The organism is Pseudomonas sp. EA_15y_Pfl1_P101 (genome assembly GCF_963970835.1).
Lineage (GTDB): Bacteria > Pseudomonadota > Gammaproteobacteria > Pseudomonadales > Pseudomonadaceae > Aquipseudomonas > Aquipseudomonas tritici.
On sequence record NZ_CAXAPA010000001.1, the window covers coordinates 146,589 to 162,194 of the forward strand.

24 protein-coding genes are annotated in these 15,606 nt (G+C 59.1%); 1 reads left to right on the plus strand and 23 read right to left on the minus strand.

Translation table 11 applies throughout. The annotated features are described in order from the left end of the window. Positions 1-40: 40 nt before the first annotated feature. Entirely contained in the window at positions 41-1,153 is a 1,113-nt protein-coding gene (locus AACY36_RS00695) for an LOG family protein (RefSeq protein ID WP_339418232.1), read from the plus strand. A 131-nt stretch (positions 1,154-1,284) separates the two neighbouring features. Here AACY36_RS00695 and recX read toward each other — a convergent pair whose 3' ends face one another. The 23 genes from recX to AACY36_RS00810 form a co-directional block, all read right to left on the minus strand. Continuing rightward, positions 1,285-1,752 carry a recombination regulator RecX gene (recX, locus tag AACY36_RS00700; RefSeq protein ID WP_339418233.1) on the minus strand — a complete coding sequence of 156 codons (468 nt, stop codon included), beginning with the start codon at positions 1,750-1,752 and terminating at the stop codon, positions 1,285-1,287. An 8-nt stretch (positions 1,753-1,760) separates the two neighbouring features. Next, complete coding sequence (recA, locus tag AACY36_RS00705; RefSeq protein WP_017137075.1) at positions 1,761-2,819, minus strand: recombinase RecA; 1,059 nt, start codon at positions 2,817-2,819, stop codon at positions 1,761-1,763. A gap of 84 nt (positions 2,820-2,903) precedes the next feature. After that, on the minus strand, positions 2,904-3,404 hold the full coding sequence (locus AACY36_RS00710; RefSeq protein ID WP_339418236.1) for a CinA family protein: 501 nt from the start codon (positions 3,402-3,404) through the stop codon (positions 2,904-2,906). An 81-nt stretch (positions 3,405-3,485) separates the two neighbouring features. Next, positions 3,486-3,956 (minus strand): lysis system i-spanin subunit Rz, encoded by a 471-nt coding sequence (locus AACY36_RS00715; RefSeq protein WP_339418238.1) that lies wholly within the window; start codon positions 3,954-3,956, stop codon positions 3,486-3,488. Continuing rightward, positions 3,944-4,501, minus strand: coding sequence for a glycoside hydrolase family 19 protein (locus AACY36_RS00720; protein ID WP_339418240.1), 558 nt, complete (start codon positions 4,499-4,501; stop codon positions 3,944-3,946). The genes AACY36_RS00715 and AACY36_RS00720 overlap by 13 nt, the downstream gene beginning before the upstream one ends. Before the next feature lie 22 nt (positions 4,502-4,523). Next, positions 4,524-5,534: a contractile injection system protein, VgrG/Pvc8 family gene (locus AACY36_RS00725; protein WP_339427110.1), complete on the minus strand. Its 1,011-nt coding sequence runs from the start codon at positions 5,532-5,534 to the stop codon at positions 4,524-4,526. Between the two features lie 9 nt (positions 5,535-5,543). Beyond that, entirely contained in the window at positions 5,544-5,756 is a 213-nt protein-coding gene (locus AACY36_RS00730) for a tail protein X (protein WP_339418243.1), read from the minus strand. Then, complete coding sequence (locus tag AACY36_RS00735; RefSeq protein ID WP_339418244.1) at positions 5,749-6,132, minus strand: phage tail protein; 384 nt, start codon at positions 6,130-6,132, stop codon at positions 5,749-5,751. Before AACY36_RS00735 ends, AACY36_RS00730 begins: the two co-directional genes overlap by 8 nt. Next, positions 6,132-7,283, minus strand: a complete 1,152-nt coding sequence (locus AACY36_RS00740; protein WP_339418245.1) for a hypothetical protein — start codon at positions 7,281-7,283, stop codon at positions 6,132-6,134. Before AACY36_RS00740 ends, AACY36_RS00735 begins: the two co-directional genes overlap by 1 nt. A 6-nt stretch (positions 7,284-7,289) precedes the next feature. After that, complete coding sequence (locus AACY36_RS00745; RefSeq protein ID WP_024073744.1) at positions 7,290-7,415, minus strand: hypothetical protein; 126 nt, start codon at positions 7,413-7,415, stop codon at positions 7,290-7,292. After that, positions 7,412-7,984 carry a phage tail assembly protein gene (locus AACY36_RS00750; RefSeq protein ID WP_339418252.1) on the minus strand — a complete coding sequence of 191 codons (573 nt, stop codon included), beginning with the start codon at positions 7,982-7,984 and terminating at the stop codon, positions 7,412-7,414. Before AACY36_RS00750 ends, AACY36_RS00745 begins: the two co-directional genes overlap by 4 nt. Positions 7,985-8,167: 183 nt before the next feature. Further along, positions 8,168-8,674, minus strand: a complete 507-nt coding sequence (locus tag AACY36_RS00755; protein ID WP_339418254.1) for a phage major tail tube protein — start codon at positions 8,672-8,674, stop codon at positions 8,168-8,170. Continuing rightward, positions 8,674-9,840: a phage tail protein gene (locus AACY36_RS00760; RefSeq protein WP_339418256.1), complete on the minus strand. Its 1,167-nt coding sequence runs from the start codon at positions 9,838-9,840 to the stop codon at positions 8,674-8,676. The genes AACY36_RS00755 and AACY36_RS00760 overlap by 1 nt, the downstream gene beginning before the upstream one ends. A 2-nt stretch (positions 9,841-9,842) precedes the next feature. Then, on the minus strand, positions 9,843-10,034 hold the full coding sequence (locus tag AACY36_RS00765) for a hypothetical protein (protein WP_339418258.1): 192 nt from the start codon (positions 10,032-10,034) through the stop codon (positions 9,843-9,845). Between the two features lie 88 nt (positions 10,035-10,122). Then, complete coding sequence (locus AACY36_RS00770; protein WP_339418259.1) at positions 10,123-10,374, minus strand: tail fiber assembly protein; 252 nt, start codon at positions 10,372-10,374, stop codon at positions 10,123-10,125. Beyond that, the gene (locus AACY36_RS00775; protein ID WP_339496677.1) at positions 10,375-10,992 is read right to left on the minus strand and encodes a hypothetical protein; all 618 of its coding nucleotides are present in this window, start codon (positions 10,990-10,992) and stop codon (positions 10,375-10,377) included. A gap of 47 nt (positions 10,993-11,039) precedes the next feature. Continuing rightward, positions 11,040-11,573 (minus strand): hypothetical protein, encoded by a 534-nt coding sequence (locus tag AACY36_RS00780; protein ID WP_339418261.1) that lies wholly within the window; start codon positions 11,571-11,573, stop codon positions 11,040-11,042. Then, a complete protein-coding gene (locus AACY36_RS00785) occupies positions 11,570-12,208 on the minus strand; it encodes a phage tail protein I (protein ID WP_339418263.1) in 639 nt (212 codons plus the stop codon). Before AACY36_RS00785 ends, AACY36_RS00780 begins: the two co-directional genes overlap by 4 nt. Beyond that, on the minus strand, positions 12,205-13,200 hold the full coding sequence (locus tag AACY36_RS00790; RefSeq protein ID WP_339418265.1) for a baseplate J/gp47 family protein: 996 nt from the start codon (positions 13,198-13,200) through the stop codon (positions 12,205-12,207). The genes AACY36_RS00785 and AACY36_RS00790 overlap by 4 nt, the downstream gene beginning before the upstream one ends. Further along, positions 13,197-13,529 carry a phage baseplate protein gene (locus AACY36_RS00795; protein WP_339418267.1) on the minus strand — a complete coding sequence of 111 codons (333 nt, stop codon included), beginning with the start codon at positions 13,527-13,529 and terminating at the stop codon, positions 13,197-13,199. Before AACY36_RS00795 ends, AACY36_RS00790 begins: the two co-directional genes overlap by 4 nt. 9 nt (positions 13,530-13,538) lie before the next feature. After that, complete coding sequence (locus tag AACY36_RS00800) at positions 13,539-14,150, minus strand: phage baseplate assembly protein V (protein ID WP_339418269.1); 612 nt, start codon at positions 14,148-14,150, stop codon at positions 13,539-13,541. 9 nt (positions 14,151-14,159) lie between these two features. Continuing rightward, on the minus strand, positions 14,160-14,669 hold the full coding sequence (locus AACY36_RS00805; protein ID WP_339418271.1) for a hypothetical protein: 510 nt from the start codon (positions 14,667-14,669) through the stop codon (positions 14,160-14,162). 21 nt (positions 14,670-14,690) lie between these two features. Further along, a complete protein-coding gene (locus tag AACY36_RS00810; protein ID WP_339418273.1) occupies positions 14,691-15,035 on the minus strand; it encodes a phage holin family protein in 345 nt (114 codons plus the stop codon). Positions 15,036-15,606: the final 571 nt, after the last annotated feature.

A 15,606-nucleotide genomic window follows, 5' to 3' on the forward strand; every position in this document is an offset into this window, starting at 1 on the left:
TCTCGTCGGCCACCCGGGCCCTGCAAGAAGGAGACGTTGAATGCCTTACGAACCGAATGACCGCCTGCTTCGACATTTTGAAGAGAACGGGGCCGACCTCACGCAGCAGGTCGAAGCTCAACTCCAACTGATCGCTCCCAACAGCCCGAATATCCCCCTGTATCGCGACATGATCCTCACCGTGCTGCGCATGGCCCAGGACGACCGCAACCGCTGGAACGCCAAGATCACCCTCCAAGCTATCCGCGAATTGGACCATGCCTTCCGCGCGCTCGAACAGTTCAAGGGTCGCCGCAAAGTGACAGTGTTCGGCTCGGCACGCACTCCAGTGGAAAGCCCGCTGTACGCCCTCGCCCGGGAAGTCGGCGCAGCGCTGGCACGCTCGGACCTGATGGTGATCACCGGCGGTGGCGGCGGCATCATGGCCGCCGCCCATGAAGGCGCCGGCCTTGAACACAGCCTGGGGTTCAACATCACCCTGCCGTTTGAACAGCATGCCAACCCGACCATTGATGGCACTGAGAACCTGCTGTCCTTCCACTTCTTCTTTACCCGCAAGCTGTTCTTCGTCAAGGAAGCCGACGCATTGGTGTTGTGCCCAGGCGGTTTCGGCACGCTGGATGAAGCGTTGGAAGTGTTAACCCTGATCCAGACCGGCAAGAGCCCGCTGGTACCGGTAGTGCTGTTGGACGCGCCAGGCGGCGGGTTTTGGCAGGGTGCCCTGGATTTTATCCGCAGTCAGTTGGAAGCCAACCGCTATATCCTGCCTACCGACCTCAAGCTGGTACGCCTGGTGTACAGCGCCGAAGAGGCAGTGGAAGAGATCAACCAGTTTTATGCCAACTTCCACTCCACGCGCTGGTTGAAACGTGAGTTTGTAGTACGCATGAATCATCCGCTCAGTGAGCGGGCATTGGCCCATTTGCAGAGCGAGTTTGCCAGCTTGCGGCTGAGTGGGGACTTCCAGCAGCACGGGTATACCGGCAAAGAACATGACGAGCCAAGGTTCAGTCATTTGACGCGACTGGTGTTCAACTTCAACGGGCGCGACCAGGGCCGGCTACGGGAGCTGGTGGATTACATCAATTTACCGGAGAACTGGGCGCAGGCTCAGGGAAAGGCTCAGCAGCGGGTGGCGCCGGAGCCGGCGTGATTTTTTGAGCAAAAAAAAGGCCCACTATTTTCATAGCGGGCCTTTCTTATGGCGGCTTAGGTATCTACACACTGTTGTAGTGAGCGGGCTTGTCGAATCGTCGCAGCGCCCGTTAACTAGACCAACTGCGTTCAGTCGTCCATATCCCGACCGCTCAACAAGCGACTGATCATCTCCATCGAAAACCCGCGATAACTCAGGAAGCGTCCCTGCTTCGCACGCTCTCTGGCATCGATCGGAAGATGGCCAGAAAACTTGCGCCGCCAGGTGTCTTCCAGCTGCGCCTGCCAGCTGATACCGCACTCACGCAGGGCAAGATCGATATCCGCACGCTGCAAGCCACGCTGGCTCAGTTCTTCGCGAATACGCGCAGGGCCATAGCCGGAGCGGGCTCGATAGGAGACAAAGCTTTCGAGGTAACGGGCTTCCGAAAGCAGCCCCTCTTCCGTCAAACGGTCGAGGGCAGTTTCGATCATCTCGGGTTCCCCGCCGCGCTGACGCAATTTACGCGTCAGCTCGACTCGACCATGCTCGCGTCGAGCGAGCAGGTCCATCGCGGTGCGCCGAACGGCGACGAGTGTATCCAGTACAACTGTCATCGTTTGCTTCAGATATCAGTGTCGACTTCTTCCACTTCTTCAACCGGCTCACGGTTGGCGGCAGCTTTCACGTCTGGCGCAGGGGTCAGCAGCTTGTCGCGGATCTGCTTCTCAAGCGTGGCCGCGATGTCCGGGTTGTCTGCCAGGAACTTGGCCGAGTTGGCCTTGCCTTGACCGATCTTGCTGCCATTGTAGGCATACCAGGCACCGGATTTTTCGACGAAACCGTGCAGCACGCCTAGGTCGATCATTTCGCCGTTCAGGTAGATACCCTTGCCGTAGAGAATCTGGAATTCGGCCTGACGGAAAGGCGGGGCCACCTTGTTCTTCACGACTTTAACGCGGGTTTCGCTACCCACAACCTCGTCACCTTCTTTCACCGCGCCGGTACGGCGGATATCAAGACGGACCGAAGCGTAGAACTTCAACGCGTTACCACCGGTGGTGGTTTCCGGGCTGCCGAACATCACGCCGATCTTCATACGGATCTGGTTGATGAAGATCACCAGGCAGTTGGCGTTCTTGATGTTACCGGTGATTTTACGCAGCGCCTGGGACATCAGACGGGCCTGCAGGCCCACGTGCATATCGCCCATTTCGCCTTCGATTTCAGCCTTGGGAACCAGGGCAGCCACGGAGTCGACCACGATCACGTCAATGGCGTTGGAGCGCACCAGCATGTCAGTGATTTCCAGGGCTTGCTCACCTGTGTCCGGCTGAGAAACCAGAAGGTCGTCCACGTTGACGCCCAGTTTGCCGGCGTATTCAGGGTCCAGTGCGTGCTCGGCGTCGACAAACGCACAGGTGGCGCCCATTTTCTGCGCCTGGGCAATCACTGACAGAGTCAGGGTAGTTTTACCGGAAGATTCAGGACCGTAGATTTCAACGATACGGCCTTTTGGCAGGCCGCCAATGCCGAGCGCAATGTCCAGACCCAGAGAGCCAGTGGAAATAGCCGGGATCGCCTGACGGTCGTGATCGCCCATACGCATTACGGCACCCTTGCCGAATTGACGTTCGATCTGACCCAGGGCCGCAGCCAAGGCTTTCTTCTTGTTGTCGTCCATTAAAGTCCTCACGTAATCAATAAGGCCGGGGCGGCCAACACCTGTATAAGTAGACAGTATTGTTCCACAAAGATCGGAGATCGCCTACCCCTGATTTTCTATTTCTGCTGCAGCTCGTCGCAACAAACCCTCTAGCGCGGCTTTTACCGTTTGTCGGCGGACCTCGTCGCGGTTGCCGGTAAAGTGTTCGAGTTCGGCCGTGACGTCCTCACCCACGCCAAAGGCCAGCCAGACGGTGCCCACCGGTTTGTCCGGCGAACCGCCATCCGGCCCCGCCACACCGCTGACCGCGACAGCAAATCGCGCCAGGCTCTTTTCCTGCGCGCCACGCACCATTGCTTCCACCACTTCCTGGCTGACGGCGCCAACTTTTGGAAACAACGTTTCCGGCACATTCAATTGCCGCGTCTTCTGCCGATTGGAATAAGTGACATAACCCGCCTCGAACCAGGCCGAACTCCCCGGAATACGCGTGATAGCTTCCGCGATACCGCCGCCGGTGCAGGACTCGGCAGCGGTGATATGGGCGTTCAGCACCTGTAGACGGCGACCCAGTTCAGCAGCCAGTTGAGTGATTTCATTCACGGTCGTCTCCAGACGTAGGCGGGGGTTTGCTTACCCTACAGGAGCCAATCGCACGCGCAAGTGACGAACTGTCTCAAGAAGCTAGCGGGCGACGGCGCGCACGTACGCCTGACAGGCGCGCAAGGCGATCAGGGCGTTATCACCATCGTCGGTGATGCCGATAATTCGCTGAGCATGCGCCGGGTCAAGTCGGGCTCGCGGGGTTGCATGAACCAGGCTGCCGGTGGCGGTGGCGGCTGGCACTGAACAGTCACTGGATGCGTCGAGAAGGACTGACAACCGCACATCAGCAGTGGCCAGCCGGTCGCGCAAAACAGCCTGATGATGGTGTGCATCGCTTAACTCCCGAGCATGTTGTGTGTCGCTGGTGCTGAGTTGTTGCTCCAGGGCCAGCCGTCTGGCCTGTTCAGCCCTCTGTTGTTGCAGGGTTGCCTGCGTCTGTGTTGCCGACAAACGTTCAATCTGCGCCCCGTACCGCCAGGCCTGCACTTGCCAGATAACGGCTATCAACAGGCACACGCCGATCAGTCGGCACACACTCAGGAAACGCACAAAACCTCCTTCGCCCGCGCCCACAGCCGCAAGCGATCCTCCAGCCCATTGAGCCCGCCGTTGATACGCCGCGTGATGGTGGTGAACTGGTCCTTGTCGGCCAGTTCGTTCAGGCCATTGCTCTGCCAGAACCAGGCCGCCGACTCGACAGCCCATTGCGGCTGCTCCAGTAACGTCGGGGCCTGTAACAAACGCTCATCGCCGAACAGCGCCCGGCTGCAGGCCAAGTAATTGCGCCGCCCGGTGATCTGGATCAGGCCCCTGCCCCGGTACTTCTGGCCGTCGCCGTCCGCTTCGGGCGTATTGCCCAAACGCGCAGCCAACAAACCCGTGTCGTACTTGCTCAGATACTGCTCGCTGCCCAGTTCGCATACGTAGCGCAACGCCCCGGACTCGTGGCCGACTTGCGCGATAAATGCTGCCGCACGACGAGCGCTATCAATCTCGTACCGGGCAAACGCAGCATTGAACGCAGTCAGAAAAAGGCTCGCCCCACGGAAGGCTCCAGGCAGGATTTGAATCAGTTGTGGCAGTGTAATCAGCATCTATCTCACCCTGAAGAAACGTCTATTCCGACAAACCGCCCGCGGTGATCGAACTGCGATACCCCGTCACTGGGTCACCCACATTAATCACCTGGGTGATCGACCAACGCCCCTGCATATACCCAGGCCAGGTCTCATCGAGCCGCAACAACCCTTCGGCGGCCAGCAAAGGATTGCCAGGGCAATCGATCACTAACTCCAAGCCCTCACGGCCGACCCGGCGCAATTCAGCCTCGGCGACGGCGCGGGCTTCCGCTTCATTCTGAAAGCGCTGGCGCAAGGTCTTGAAGGGTGCGATCCCGACTTCAACGACGTGTTGCTTGCCTGCGGCTGCATCCCACCACGTCACGCGGCTGCCCTGGTATTTCGACCGCGTTTTATCGTTGAGCGTGGCGGTGATAAAGGCTTGATCACCAGGGTGGTTGTCCCGGGTCACAGACAACTTCACTTCCGGCAATTGCTGAAGGGTCAGTGTCCGGGTTTTTCCGGCCTCGGCGAGCACATACAGTTCGTTGAACGGTTTAGTGATCGCACAGTAGCGCTTGGCCAGACGCGTGATGAATGCCATGTCGCTTTCATTGGATTGGTCGATATGAGGCACCGCAATGCTCTCCAGAGACGGCGCCACACGCGGCGAAAACCCATGCCGGCTGACCAGTTGGCGAAACAGCGCCCCTAGAGTGGTTGGCCCGTAGCTGGCTGATCGGCGCTGGCGGTAGCCGCTTGGGTCACTTTCGCTGAAGGGCGCCGCAGTCGCGATGATCATCAAGCGCATGGGAAACAGCACGGGTGTGCGCTGGCTAATGAGAAACTGGCCTTTTTCCACCAGCCCCGACTCTTTGTAACCGACGCGCAAGCCTATCTTGCCGCTCAAGCTCGGCAAGCCATCGAGCCCTTCGATATTGAGGGTCAGTTCGAGCCGATCAGACTGGATGCCCACCCCGTCGGTGTGGCTCCAACGCATGATGCGTTGGTTGAGCAATGCTGCGTTAGCGCCGTAGAACTCTACGATTGGCGTAAATCCCTGTGCCATAAACCCTCCTCAATCCCACGCCAGAACAGGCCGAACCGCTGCCGGCCGCGCTTGCATTTCCGGCACGATCACCCACACACACGCTGGCAGTACGGGACCGTGCTCGGCCAGTGTGGGGTTCAAGCGCCACAGGGTTTCTTCGGCCGCATCATCGCAACGCCCCAGCTCACGGTAGAGCAGCAGGTTGACCGAATCACCCGCGATACTTCGGACTCTACGCATTGACGAATTCCTCCAGCTCAAGGGTCCAAGTCATCACCATCGCGGTGCCGTCGTCGATCACATTGCTCTGGGTTTCGAGCACCGAATTGATCCGCCACAGGCCCCAGTTACGGCCAATGCCGTCCACCAGCGGCAGCGGCGCTCGCTCATTTTGCAGCGCGCGCAATTCGTCCAACCGCTGCATACCTACGCCGTACATGGCCATACCATTGAATGTGAGTTTTTCCAGCTTCTGGCCGCTCTGCCGCGACTGCGACTTGCTGGCAATAATCGCCAGGTCGCTCCAGCCGCCGTCGCTGCTACGGGAAAGCGAGGAATAAGCGAAGCCCCGGGACAAACCAAAAATAAAATCGCCCAACACCATTTGTTGTCGCATCAATCACCTCCTGGATCGGCCAGTGCCGCGTTGCGTCGGATGCCCAGAGCGTCGGGAACCATCGGCATGCATTGAAATTGCAGGGCCTGGATCACTTGGTTGACGACCTGTTGGGCGTCGGCGGGGTTTACGCCCGTGATCTGGATACTGGGGGCGATAGTGACTTGGACGTTATCCGTGCGCGCCGAGCTGAGCTCCTTGCTCACCGCATTGGGCGCAGGCAGGCGATCACTCGGGCCAAACAGTTTGCCACCCAGCCAGGCGCCCGCCTCACCGCCCAGCAAGCCACCGATTGCACCACCGACAGCCGTACCGACGCCGGGAAAAACCAGCGTGCCGATGGCCGCCCCGGCGGACGCGCCTGCCCAGGCACCGCCGGCGGTACTCAGGCCGGAGCCGATGGCGTTGGTGTCGCCATTGCGCACGCCCCGGATTACGGTCAGGGTGGCCTCGGCGGTCCTCAGAGGCGCGAGCCGCCGAATGCCGACGGATTCGAGTTTGGAGACGGCATTGGTCAAGGCACCCGAGGGTACGTTTGGCTGCGTTGGCATTGGCGCTGCGACGCTTGCCCCGGCAAAGGATTGAAAGCCTTGTGGGTTCGCCGCCCTTTGAACGGCCATGGACGAGCTGCCGAAGGCCTGGCGACTTTGTTCGAACAGGTCGCGTCCCCCTGCACTGCGCCCGCCGTTTTTTTTGCGACCTTTGTATTTCTTGGTAGCCGTGTCCAAGACCAGATCAATCGCTTTTTCTGCAACCTTGCTTGTCAGCGCGTCCCACAATTCGCCGCCGGCCGCCTTGATCGTGCTCATCACCGCACCGTCAGCGGGTTTCTTGGGCTCATCCTTCGGCGCGCTCGTGGCGACATCGGTCGCCTTGGGCACCAGAGCATCGCTGTTGATGAACAACGTAGTGTTGAGCGTCTCCAACGTCTCGCGCAACCGCAGTTGTTCCTGGGTCAAGGCGCTGATATCCACACTGAGCGTGACCAACGCAGAGCGCAGCTCCACCTGCGGCTGCGTTGCACCCTCCAGGCTTACAGGTGCCGCTGCGCTCGTGGAAAACGGCGCGAGCACATTGCCAAGGTCCGCGTCGCCGATCATCCAGCGGAAGTCCTCCTGGGCGAGCCTGATCCCATACTTAGTTTCTTGCATCCCGCTCTACTCCTGTTTAACGCCAAGGCGAGTGATCGCGATGTCGTAGCGGCGCAATGCTTTGGCGGCATCCCACTCCAGGATCTCCGCCTCATTTACCGAGTAAACCAGCGGCACCACATCGAGGATCACGTCGATGTCGCGTTGCGAAAGAAAGCCGCTGGTTGATTTAAAAAATCGTCGATGCGCTCCTGCAGTTCGGTCCAGTCGGGCACGGTCAGGCCGGCGAGATCGGGGATCATCAGGCCGCTGCAGTGAGCGGTAATGAACTCGGCGCGCTCTTTGTTGGTGGCGAGTTTTTTCATCACCTTGGTGGCGCGCAGGGCGGGCATTTCCAGGGACAGCTCGGTGAAAGTGCGGCCGGCAGCATCGAGGGGCAACAGCAGTTGAACGGGCTGGTCGTGGGTCGATTCAGACTGCTCGCCCAGGAAGAACGACGCAGGACGCGTCGACATCTCGTGTACGTATTGGGCGATGGTCACGTAGTCCGGGCGCTTGAGTTGATCAAGCTCTTTTTCCGACAGGCCGGTGGCGAGTTTCGCCAGTTCGAAAAACTGGTCGTCCTCGTCCTCACCGGCCCGGGCCAGCGCATCTTTTTGCGCGGCGTAGTACAGCGGTTTGAGTTGCACCTGCTCAATCGTCGCGCCGGTGTCGGCGGTGATCGGCGAGAGCAGGCGGTGCAGCGGTGGCATCCAGGCCATGGAGCAATTCCTTGTTCAAACATCGTTGAAAAATGCCGGATATCTCAGAGCGAACACGATCAATGTGGGAGCTGGCTTGCCTGCGATGACGTCAACTCGGTGCAACTGACAAACCGAGTCGCCTGTATCGCGGGCAAGCCCGGCTCCCACATTGATCGTGCCCACTTCAGATCACGCTCGCGTTTAAGGCATCAGCACCGCGCGGCGGGCATCGCCCAGAATGTCGACGCCGTTGAGCACGAACTTCTGGGTGCGCACGTCGATGTCGATCACCGGGATACCGTTTTCCAGGCGGGTGTAGGTGCGGCAGGACAGCTCCAACGTAGTGGCAGGTTTTTCACCCATCTTCAGCGCAGTTTCGCCCAACGACTTCAACTTGCCGCCGACCGTGTGGTAAGTGAAATAGGTCTTGCCGTCCTGGTCCTGACCGGCTTCGCGCACGTTGAGCAGGATGTCATCACCCAGGCGAACGCCCAGGGCCAGCATGACTTCCGGGCCGGCGCCTTGCAGTTCCAGGGACGCATTCAGCGCCTTGGCACTCTTGGCCATTTCCTCTGCGATAAAACGTCCGCCGGTCATCGGCTCCATGTCGAAGTCAATCTTCGGCGGAGAGAAAGAGGTGACCGTCGCGGACAACGGCAAACCTTGAAGGGTGGCCGCAATGGCCTGTCTGACTCGATTGGTAAACATTAGAGAACGTCCTCCAGGAACTGCTCGATGATTTCATCGCGGGCGTTGAGTTGATAAATCATGTGTTCGTTTGGCGCGTAGCGGCCGTAGTCGATGACGATGAACCAGGTGCCGTTCTTGTACTTCTCGACACTGTTCAGTTCCGGGTGCAGGTACACGCTGCCGCCGGGGATGGTTTCGTCGGCGACCAGGGTTTGCAGCCAGTCGTTGATGCGCTTGACCTCCTGATCCATGAAGGATTTGGTGAGGTTCTTGGCCATGGCTTTTTGACCAGCCTTGACCAGCTTGCGGCTGATGGCATCTTCCAGGCCGACGTAGCTGATGAACTTGCCGGTGATGGAACGGTTACCCAGCAGCGAGAAGCCGCCGAGAATAGTGCGGGCGTAGTAGCTCACGCCGTAGCGGTTGAGCAGGTCGCCCTCGGTGGAAGTGTCGAGGATGTTGTACTCGACCACGCGGGAAACGTCCTCGGCGAACGTCACCTGATTGCCTGGGCTTTCCCATTGCTTGACCTTGGCCAATGCGGCAATGGCGAGGGTCGATGGTGAGAGAAACACGTTTTTCTTGGCGGCCTTGGAGTACACCGATGGCATGTTGTGCACCAGCAGGCAACGGTCGAACCCCAGGTCGGCACCGCCCAGTTCGCCGCTGTAAGTCACTTGGTCGGCGACGCTCGCGTCTTTGCCATCCAGCACCACACGCGCCTTGATGCGCTTGCCGAACGAGGCGAACTCACCGGCCACGGCCTTGGTGCCGGTAAAGCCTGGAGCGCCAATGATGGTCAGGTCTTCCGGCACGCTGGCCAGGGCAGCCAGGCCGAGCTTGCGACCGGTGACCGGCTCATCGCCGCCAATCACGTTGTTCTGGGTGTCGGCCGGTGTGGCGCCCTCTTCCACGATCACCACATAGACCGGCACCTTCACCACTTTGAGGATCTGGTACACCGCGTGGAACAGCGTACCCGACTCGGTACCGGTCGGGTCCAGCAGCGCTTGGGTGGTAAAGCTGTTGATGCGGAACGGGGAATTTTTCGGGATCGACGCATGGGCCTTCGGCGCGGTGCCGACCAAGCCGATCACGTTGTCACCCAGGCCACCCATGGCCTCAGGGGATTCAGTCGCATTGACGGTGATGCCGTTGTGCTCGAAGTTCAAAACCTCAGCCATGATCAGTCAGCCTTCTTGGTGGTGGCCTTTTTGGCCGGGGTGGGGTTGAGGACGCTGGTCAGTTCCAGGCGGCCGGCGGTGCGCAGGGCGGAGGCTTCGACGTCCAGGAGGTCGAGTTCCTGACCGACGGAAGACCAATGGCCGGCGCCAGTGGGGAATGGGATGAGGACGGTGTAGGTTTGGCGGTCAGACATGAGTGAAATTCTCCGGGCGAAAAACGCCAAAGCCCCTGCGAGAGGGGCTTTGGGGAGGCGAAAAAAAACCGCTTTCGCGGTGGTTTAATTATTTAAGAGCGTCCGGTTTAACTGGCCAGACAACTGAGAAGGGGTCGCCCACATCCTGCGGGACATCACGCAACAGTTTGCGATAGGCAGCAACTTGAACACGTTGAATCTCACTTAAAGGACTGTCCTGCACTTGTGTGTGATCCGTTTCCCGCAACAACTGGTCGCGACGAACACGAATGGAGGACCACTCCAAAAGCTCCAGGCCTTCTTTACTAGGAGTGAGCGACGGCATAGTGTCTATAGTCATTTAGAAAGCCACCGTTGGTGAAAGAGATAGTTTTGATTTTATATCACCCAACTTGATTGCGCGATAACGACCTACCTGCATCGTATCAATCCGCAAGAAAGTTACGTAAACATTGGGTATCTTAATACGACAAATGGCATTACCCGCGGCATCCGCATAAATAGACGGTTCAAACTTACCAAAGCAGGACTGATTAATCACTGCTCGCTGCGGAGAATATACATAGCCCGCGAACGTCTCGTCCAGCACCAACGAACTACCGTAGCTATAACCACGTATATTCAACCAAAACATCGCGTCATCCGTATTAATGGAAAACGGCAGTTTGAAGTGAGCGTAGACCGCGAGTGAAGACCCTAGATCCGACGCGACTATTCCACCGGTAGCACCGACATCATAGGGTAGTCCAGTGCCCCAGATAAGTCCCTGAAACACACTCATGAGCAGCGTTCCAGGCTCGCCGGCTTCTCCCACAACATCCTTTAGCAAACGAAACTGATCAAATTCTGCACGCGCTTGATACATCCGCTCGTCAATGTCGCCAATTTTACCGTTCACCACGCCGGTCAGGCTGTTGGCCGCCTGTACCAAACTGGCAATTTGCGTTTCCGTACTCACAATAGTTACTCCTTCACTTCGATAATATATACATCGATCTCGTATTGTTACGACTTACCTTCGAGTGTCATCACCCGAAATAGAACTCCGAGATAGCGTGACATGTTGTCGATATTAGCAGTGGCGATAATCGCCAACTCTTGGACGATAAGAATATTGATATTATCCGAGCCAACCACCACTGTTACGCTATCCGCCGGCAACGGCGAAATATCCAGCGTAAACTTCTGTAGCACCCGCGCCGTCGCCGCTTTATACGTCAGCAGCTTCCCTGCCACGGAATACACCGCCAACAAGGTCCCACTGGCAAGATAAAAACCAAACTCACCAATCTCATATTCACCCTCGCCATCAAACAGCGCGGCCATCCTGAGCTGGCTGTCCCCTAGGTCTTCGTAGTCCACAATGGCGACCCGTTGACGCTCGTCACGCAAGGCCACTTCTGTGCCGTCTGGGTTGTAGCGGCCGGTACCGGCACCGATATGGGTGATCTCGCCTTTCAAGCCCTGGTTCTTTGCCTGCAGCAATTCATCCAAACCCTTGGAGGTGAAGCGCACTTGGCGCGTAATGTCATCTGTCATGGCTGCGCCCTAAGGTCGTAGTCGTTAATGGTGTAGTGCTGGGCAACCCCGGCACCGTTAAGTCGGCCAACCAACACCAATTCCGGCAGCGCGCCGCACAGATACAGCTCGCTTTCGCTTAATGGTGCGTGGAAGACTTGGGTGAGCGCTAGCCGACCTTGCGTTTCGTGAACGATGGTGATGGTTGCCTGATCCCGCTCGCTTTTCGCGGCATTGATGCGCCGAATCAGCCGGTTGTGATCACCGCTGGACCAACTGCGCCCGATGATTGCCTGCACGTCGAAGGTGTAAGGCAAACCTGACGGTCGCTGCTGGTACCAAGCGCTGATATCGGGCGTGAAGCCCAATGACTCCACCGCATGACTCAAGGCTTTGGGCGTGCCCGCCTGGCGTTGGATCTGCCAGGATAAGGTGACAGTCAGGCGCTTCTCCGCCTCGCTGGCGTCGGCATCCCATTCACTGACTCCACGGTCGGCGGCCAGGTAAGGCAGGAACTCGGTGGGTGTCTGCAGCGGGTTCATCAAGGCTGGAAACGGCGGCATCACCCGGTCCAACAGTTTGCCAAAACCCAGGTCCAAGGCTTTTTCCAACGGTGAGCTATTGGCCGGCAACAGGCTCGCTTTGGGCTCACTCATAGCGTGCGCACCTCCACCTCGACGCCCGTGCAATACGGGGCCTGGAACGCCGAACTGATGATCGGCTCCAGCGGTTCGAGGATCTGCAGTTGCGCGGCACCTGCGCTGTGGATCGCGTAGTCGATCCAGCTCGGGTCAACCCGCCCTTCAAGGCGATGGCAGGAGTCGGCGTAGGTTTGCAGTAGTTGCTGCGCAGCGACTTGGGTCAACCCCGAATCGGGGCCGGCGTTGATCTTGGCCACGACGCGAATTTTGTAGGGCTGAATCTGCGCGCCTTGGACACTGACGAGGTCAGTCTCTGGGCGTACATCCGGCCGTGCGAAATGGCGACGAACACCGTCAAGCAAATCGGCAGACGGCGTGCCATCTCCGTCCCTTGAAAGCACGGTGACCACCACTTCACCCGGCGCGGTGCGTCGACCATTACCGTCCTTGACCTGGGCCGCATAGCCGTCCGGGTCAAAGGTGTAGCTGACGGTCACCACGCCGGGCGTGGCGCTTTGCACCTTGACCGAAGGCCGCTCGCCAAGGGTGAACACCTCACGGCGATACTGCATGCGCGACCCCGCCGCCGGGGCATGCGGTGCCAGGTAGTAACGCAGGCGGGCGTCGTCGTCGCTCTCCAGAATCGGCAGCACCGGCGGGAAAGCCGCTGGGTCGCCGGGGTCGAGTACTTGGCGCTCCAGGCCCATATCGGCCAGGCGCGCATCCAGGTTGCTGCCGGTCGCCCACCACGCCAACATCTGCTTGATGCGGGCGTTGTACTTGCGCTCATGGGTTTGCAGCCGCACGCAAAACGCCTCCAGGGCCAGGGTCAGCAGCTCGCTTTCATTGTCGAGACTGACCTTGAGTTTGGCCGCGCTTGGCGGCGCTCGGGTGGCCACGTAATCGACGACGAAGGCCTTGAACTCAGCCAACAAAGGTTCGAACTCATCGACCGCGATAATCGCCGGTTCCGCCAGTTGGTTCTGGCCAGGGATCAGCATGCTCATGTCACGACCTCGAAAGATTGTTGGCGGTTTTTCCAGGTACCGGCAAAACGCAGCAACAGGCCGGCGCCCTGGCGGGTGGCGACGATGACCTGGGGTTGAAAGTCGGCGATGCCGTTCTGGGTGTTGTAGAACGCCTGAGCGGCGTGGCTTTGGGCGAGGATCAGCACGTCGTCGCCAAGGTTCTGGCCAAGCAGTTGTGGTATCAGCGACCCATACAGCGGACGCTTCTGGCGAGTGCCCACGGGAGTGGTCAGCGCTCGGGTGGCGCGCTGCACGAATTGCAGCCAGTCATCGACGGCTACCCCGGTGTTCCTATCGATTCCGATCATGGCAAATCCTTATGCGCTACTGATCACGCGGCCTTGGTGATCCACCACCGGGCCGCTCAAATGCACACCGGCAGCATCCAGCAATAAGCCGCAGGCGCCGAGTTGCAGGGTGATGCTCTGGGCATTCATCGTCAGGCTGGCGGCGCCGACCTTGACGTCGACCTGTTCGCGGGAGCCGCTGAACGTGGTTGGGCCGTTAACCCAGTTGAAGACGTGGCTGGCGTCGTCGTAATCGCTTTGGGTGCCGTCCTGATGGCGACGTCGCGTCAATGAGGTAACACCGGAAACAGGCGGAAAGAGACTACTGTTGAGGCCGAACAAGGCTACGGACTGCGCGCCCCCTTCCCCGCCGCCGTAGTTGAGCAGCAAGCATTGTTCACCCACTGACGGGATACGGGTTTCCGTTTGCGCCCCAGCGCTCGGGTTAAAAAACCGGATCGCCGGGCTGAGCAAATCTCCGTGGCTGACCTTGCAGGTATTGCTGGCGGCGTCGACCTCCTGACACACGCCAATGCGGCAGAAACTTTCTGCGCGTCGATACAAGTCTTCGAGCTGGGCTTCCATTTCCGCCAGACGCTCGACAATCGGCCCCAACTGCATGCGTAACAATGCGTCAAACATGGACTACTCCTACAGCGGGCGATATTGATCCGGATCGTCGATGTCGGAGACTTCCCAGGTGCGGGCAAACAGCGGTTTACCTGTGGGATCTTCGAGCAGCGACGGGCCGAGGTAGATGTTTTGGGTAAAGGACACGGTCCAGGTGTCGTAGTCCGTTTCCGCCCCGTTAAGACCAGAAGGCGCCGCGACAATCGTGGCGGGCAAATCACACTGATCGGGCGGCAGGCCCCAACGGTTATCCAGGGCCAGGTCCATCAATTGGCTGGCCAGGTCGCAGGCGTCAAAGGGCGCGGACCCGCTGGCGACCATGGCCTTGAGTGAAACCGACAAAGCGTGTGCCTTGCGCCCGGCAAGGGAGCGCCCCCCCGGGCCGTTGCGCTCCACGCTGATCAAAATCCCGGTTTTATCTCCTGTTCCGGAGAAGTCCTGGTGGTTGCCTACTAGCAGTTGTGGGAAAGCGCTTTTCAGCGCGTCCGCAATCGCCACGGGCAGTTGGGAAGGTTTTTCGAGAAGTGTCATCTGCTTGCATCCTTGCAGCGGTTACTGCTGATCCGGGCGAGAGTTCGGGGGCTCGTTGACCCCAATGCGCTTGGCCGCCCAGCGTTCATAGAGCCCGATGGCCACGTCCGCGCCGGCCATGGCGGTCAGGCAACCTATGGCGCCGGCGGTCCAGATCGACATGCCGGCGGCGTAGCACAGCATCAACGCCGATACCCCGCAGACCATGCACGCCCCGGACCGCAGCGCCAGGCGCCGGATCAGCGACCAACCGCGGGCGCCCTCCTTGTCGGCGCGCCACATTTCGCCGGACACCCCACCCACCAGGGCCAGTGCGATCACCAGCCAGATAGGCATTTCCGCTAACACTTGCTGCTCGTTTGTCATGTCACGCCTCCTGGCTGAGCCTGCCGGCAAAGGGCCGGTTTCTGGGTAAATCCATTTACAGGTAGGCATTCCAAAAAGCCCGGTTGCCCGGGCTTTTCAGTAATGCGGTCCCGCTTCGAACTGTCGGCGCTACTGGCGCGGTACGGTTCTTTCCTCAATTTTTTTCCGACCACGATCCCTGTCTGCCGGATAACTGCTTCTGGTGCTTTACGCTGCACACCCGGGTCAGTTGCCAACCCTCTGAACCGTTGAGGCCGGTTCATCGCTGCCTGTTCTTGTAATGCGGTGAAACTAAAGAGCGTCGGCATCCTTGCCGGTGTTACCTGGCGTCCCTGCCATCGCTCAGATGGCATCCTTGCCGATGTTGCGTGCCGTCCTTGTCTTCCTTGGCAGCATCCTTGCCGCCTCCACCAGGCCTTGTTGGCTGGCTTGAGATGGAGAATATGCATGTATGCATATACAGTCAATGCACAAATGCATTTATTTTTACCATTAAAATGCATTAATGCATTTTCAGCCTTGCACACCGAGGGTTTGGGGATTTTCTACGGGCGAAAAAAAACCCGCGCAT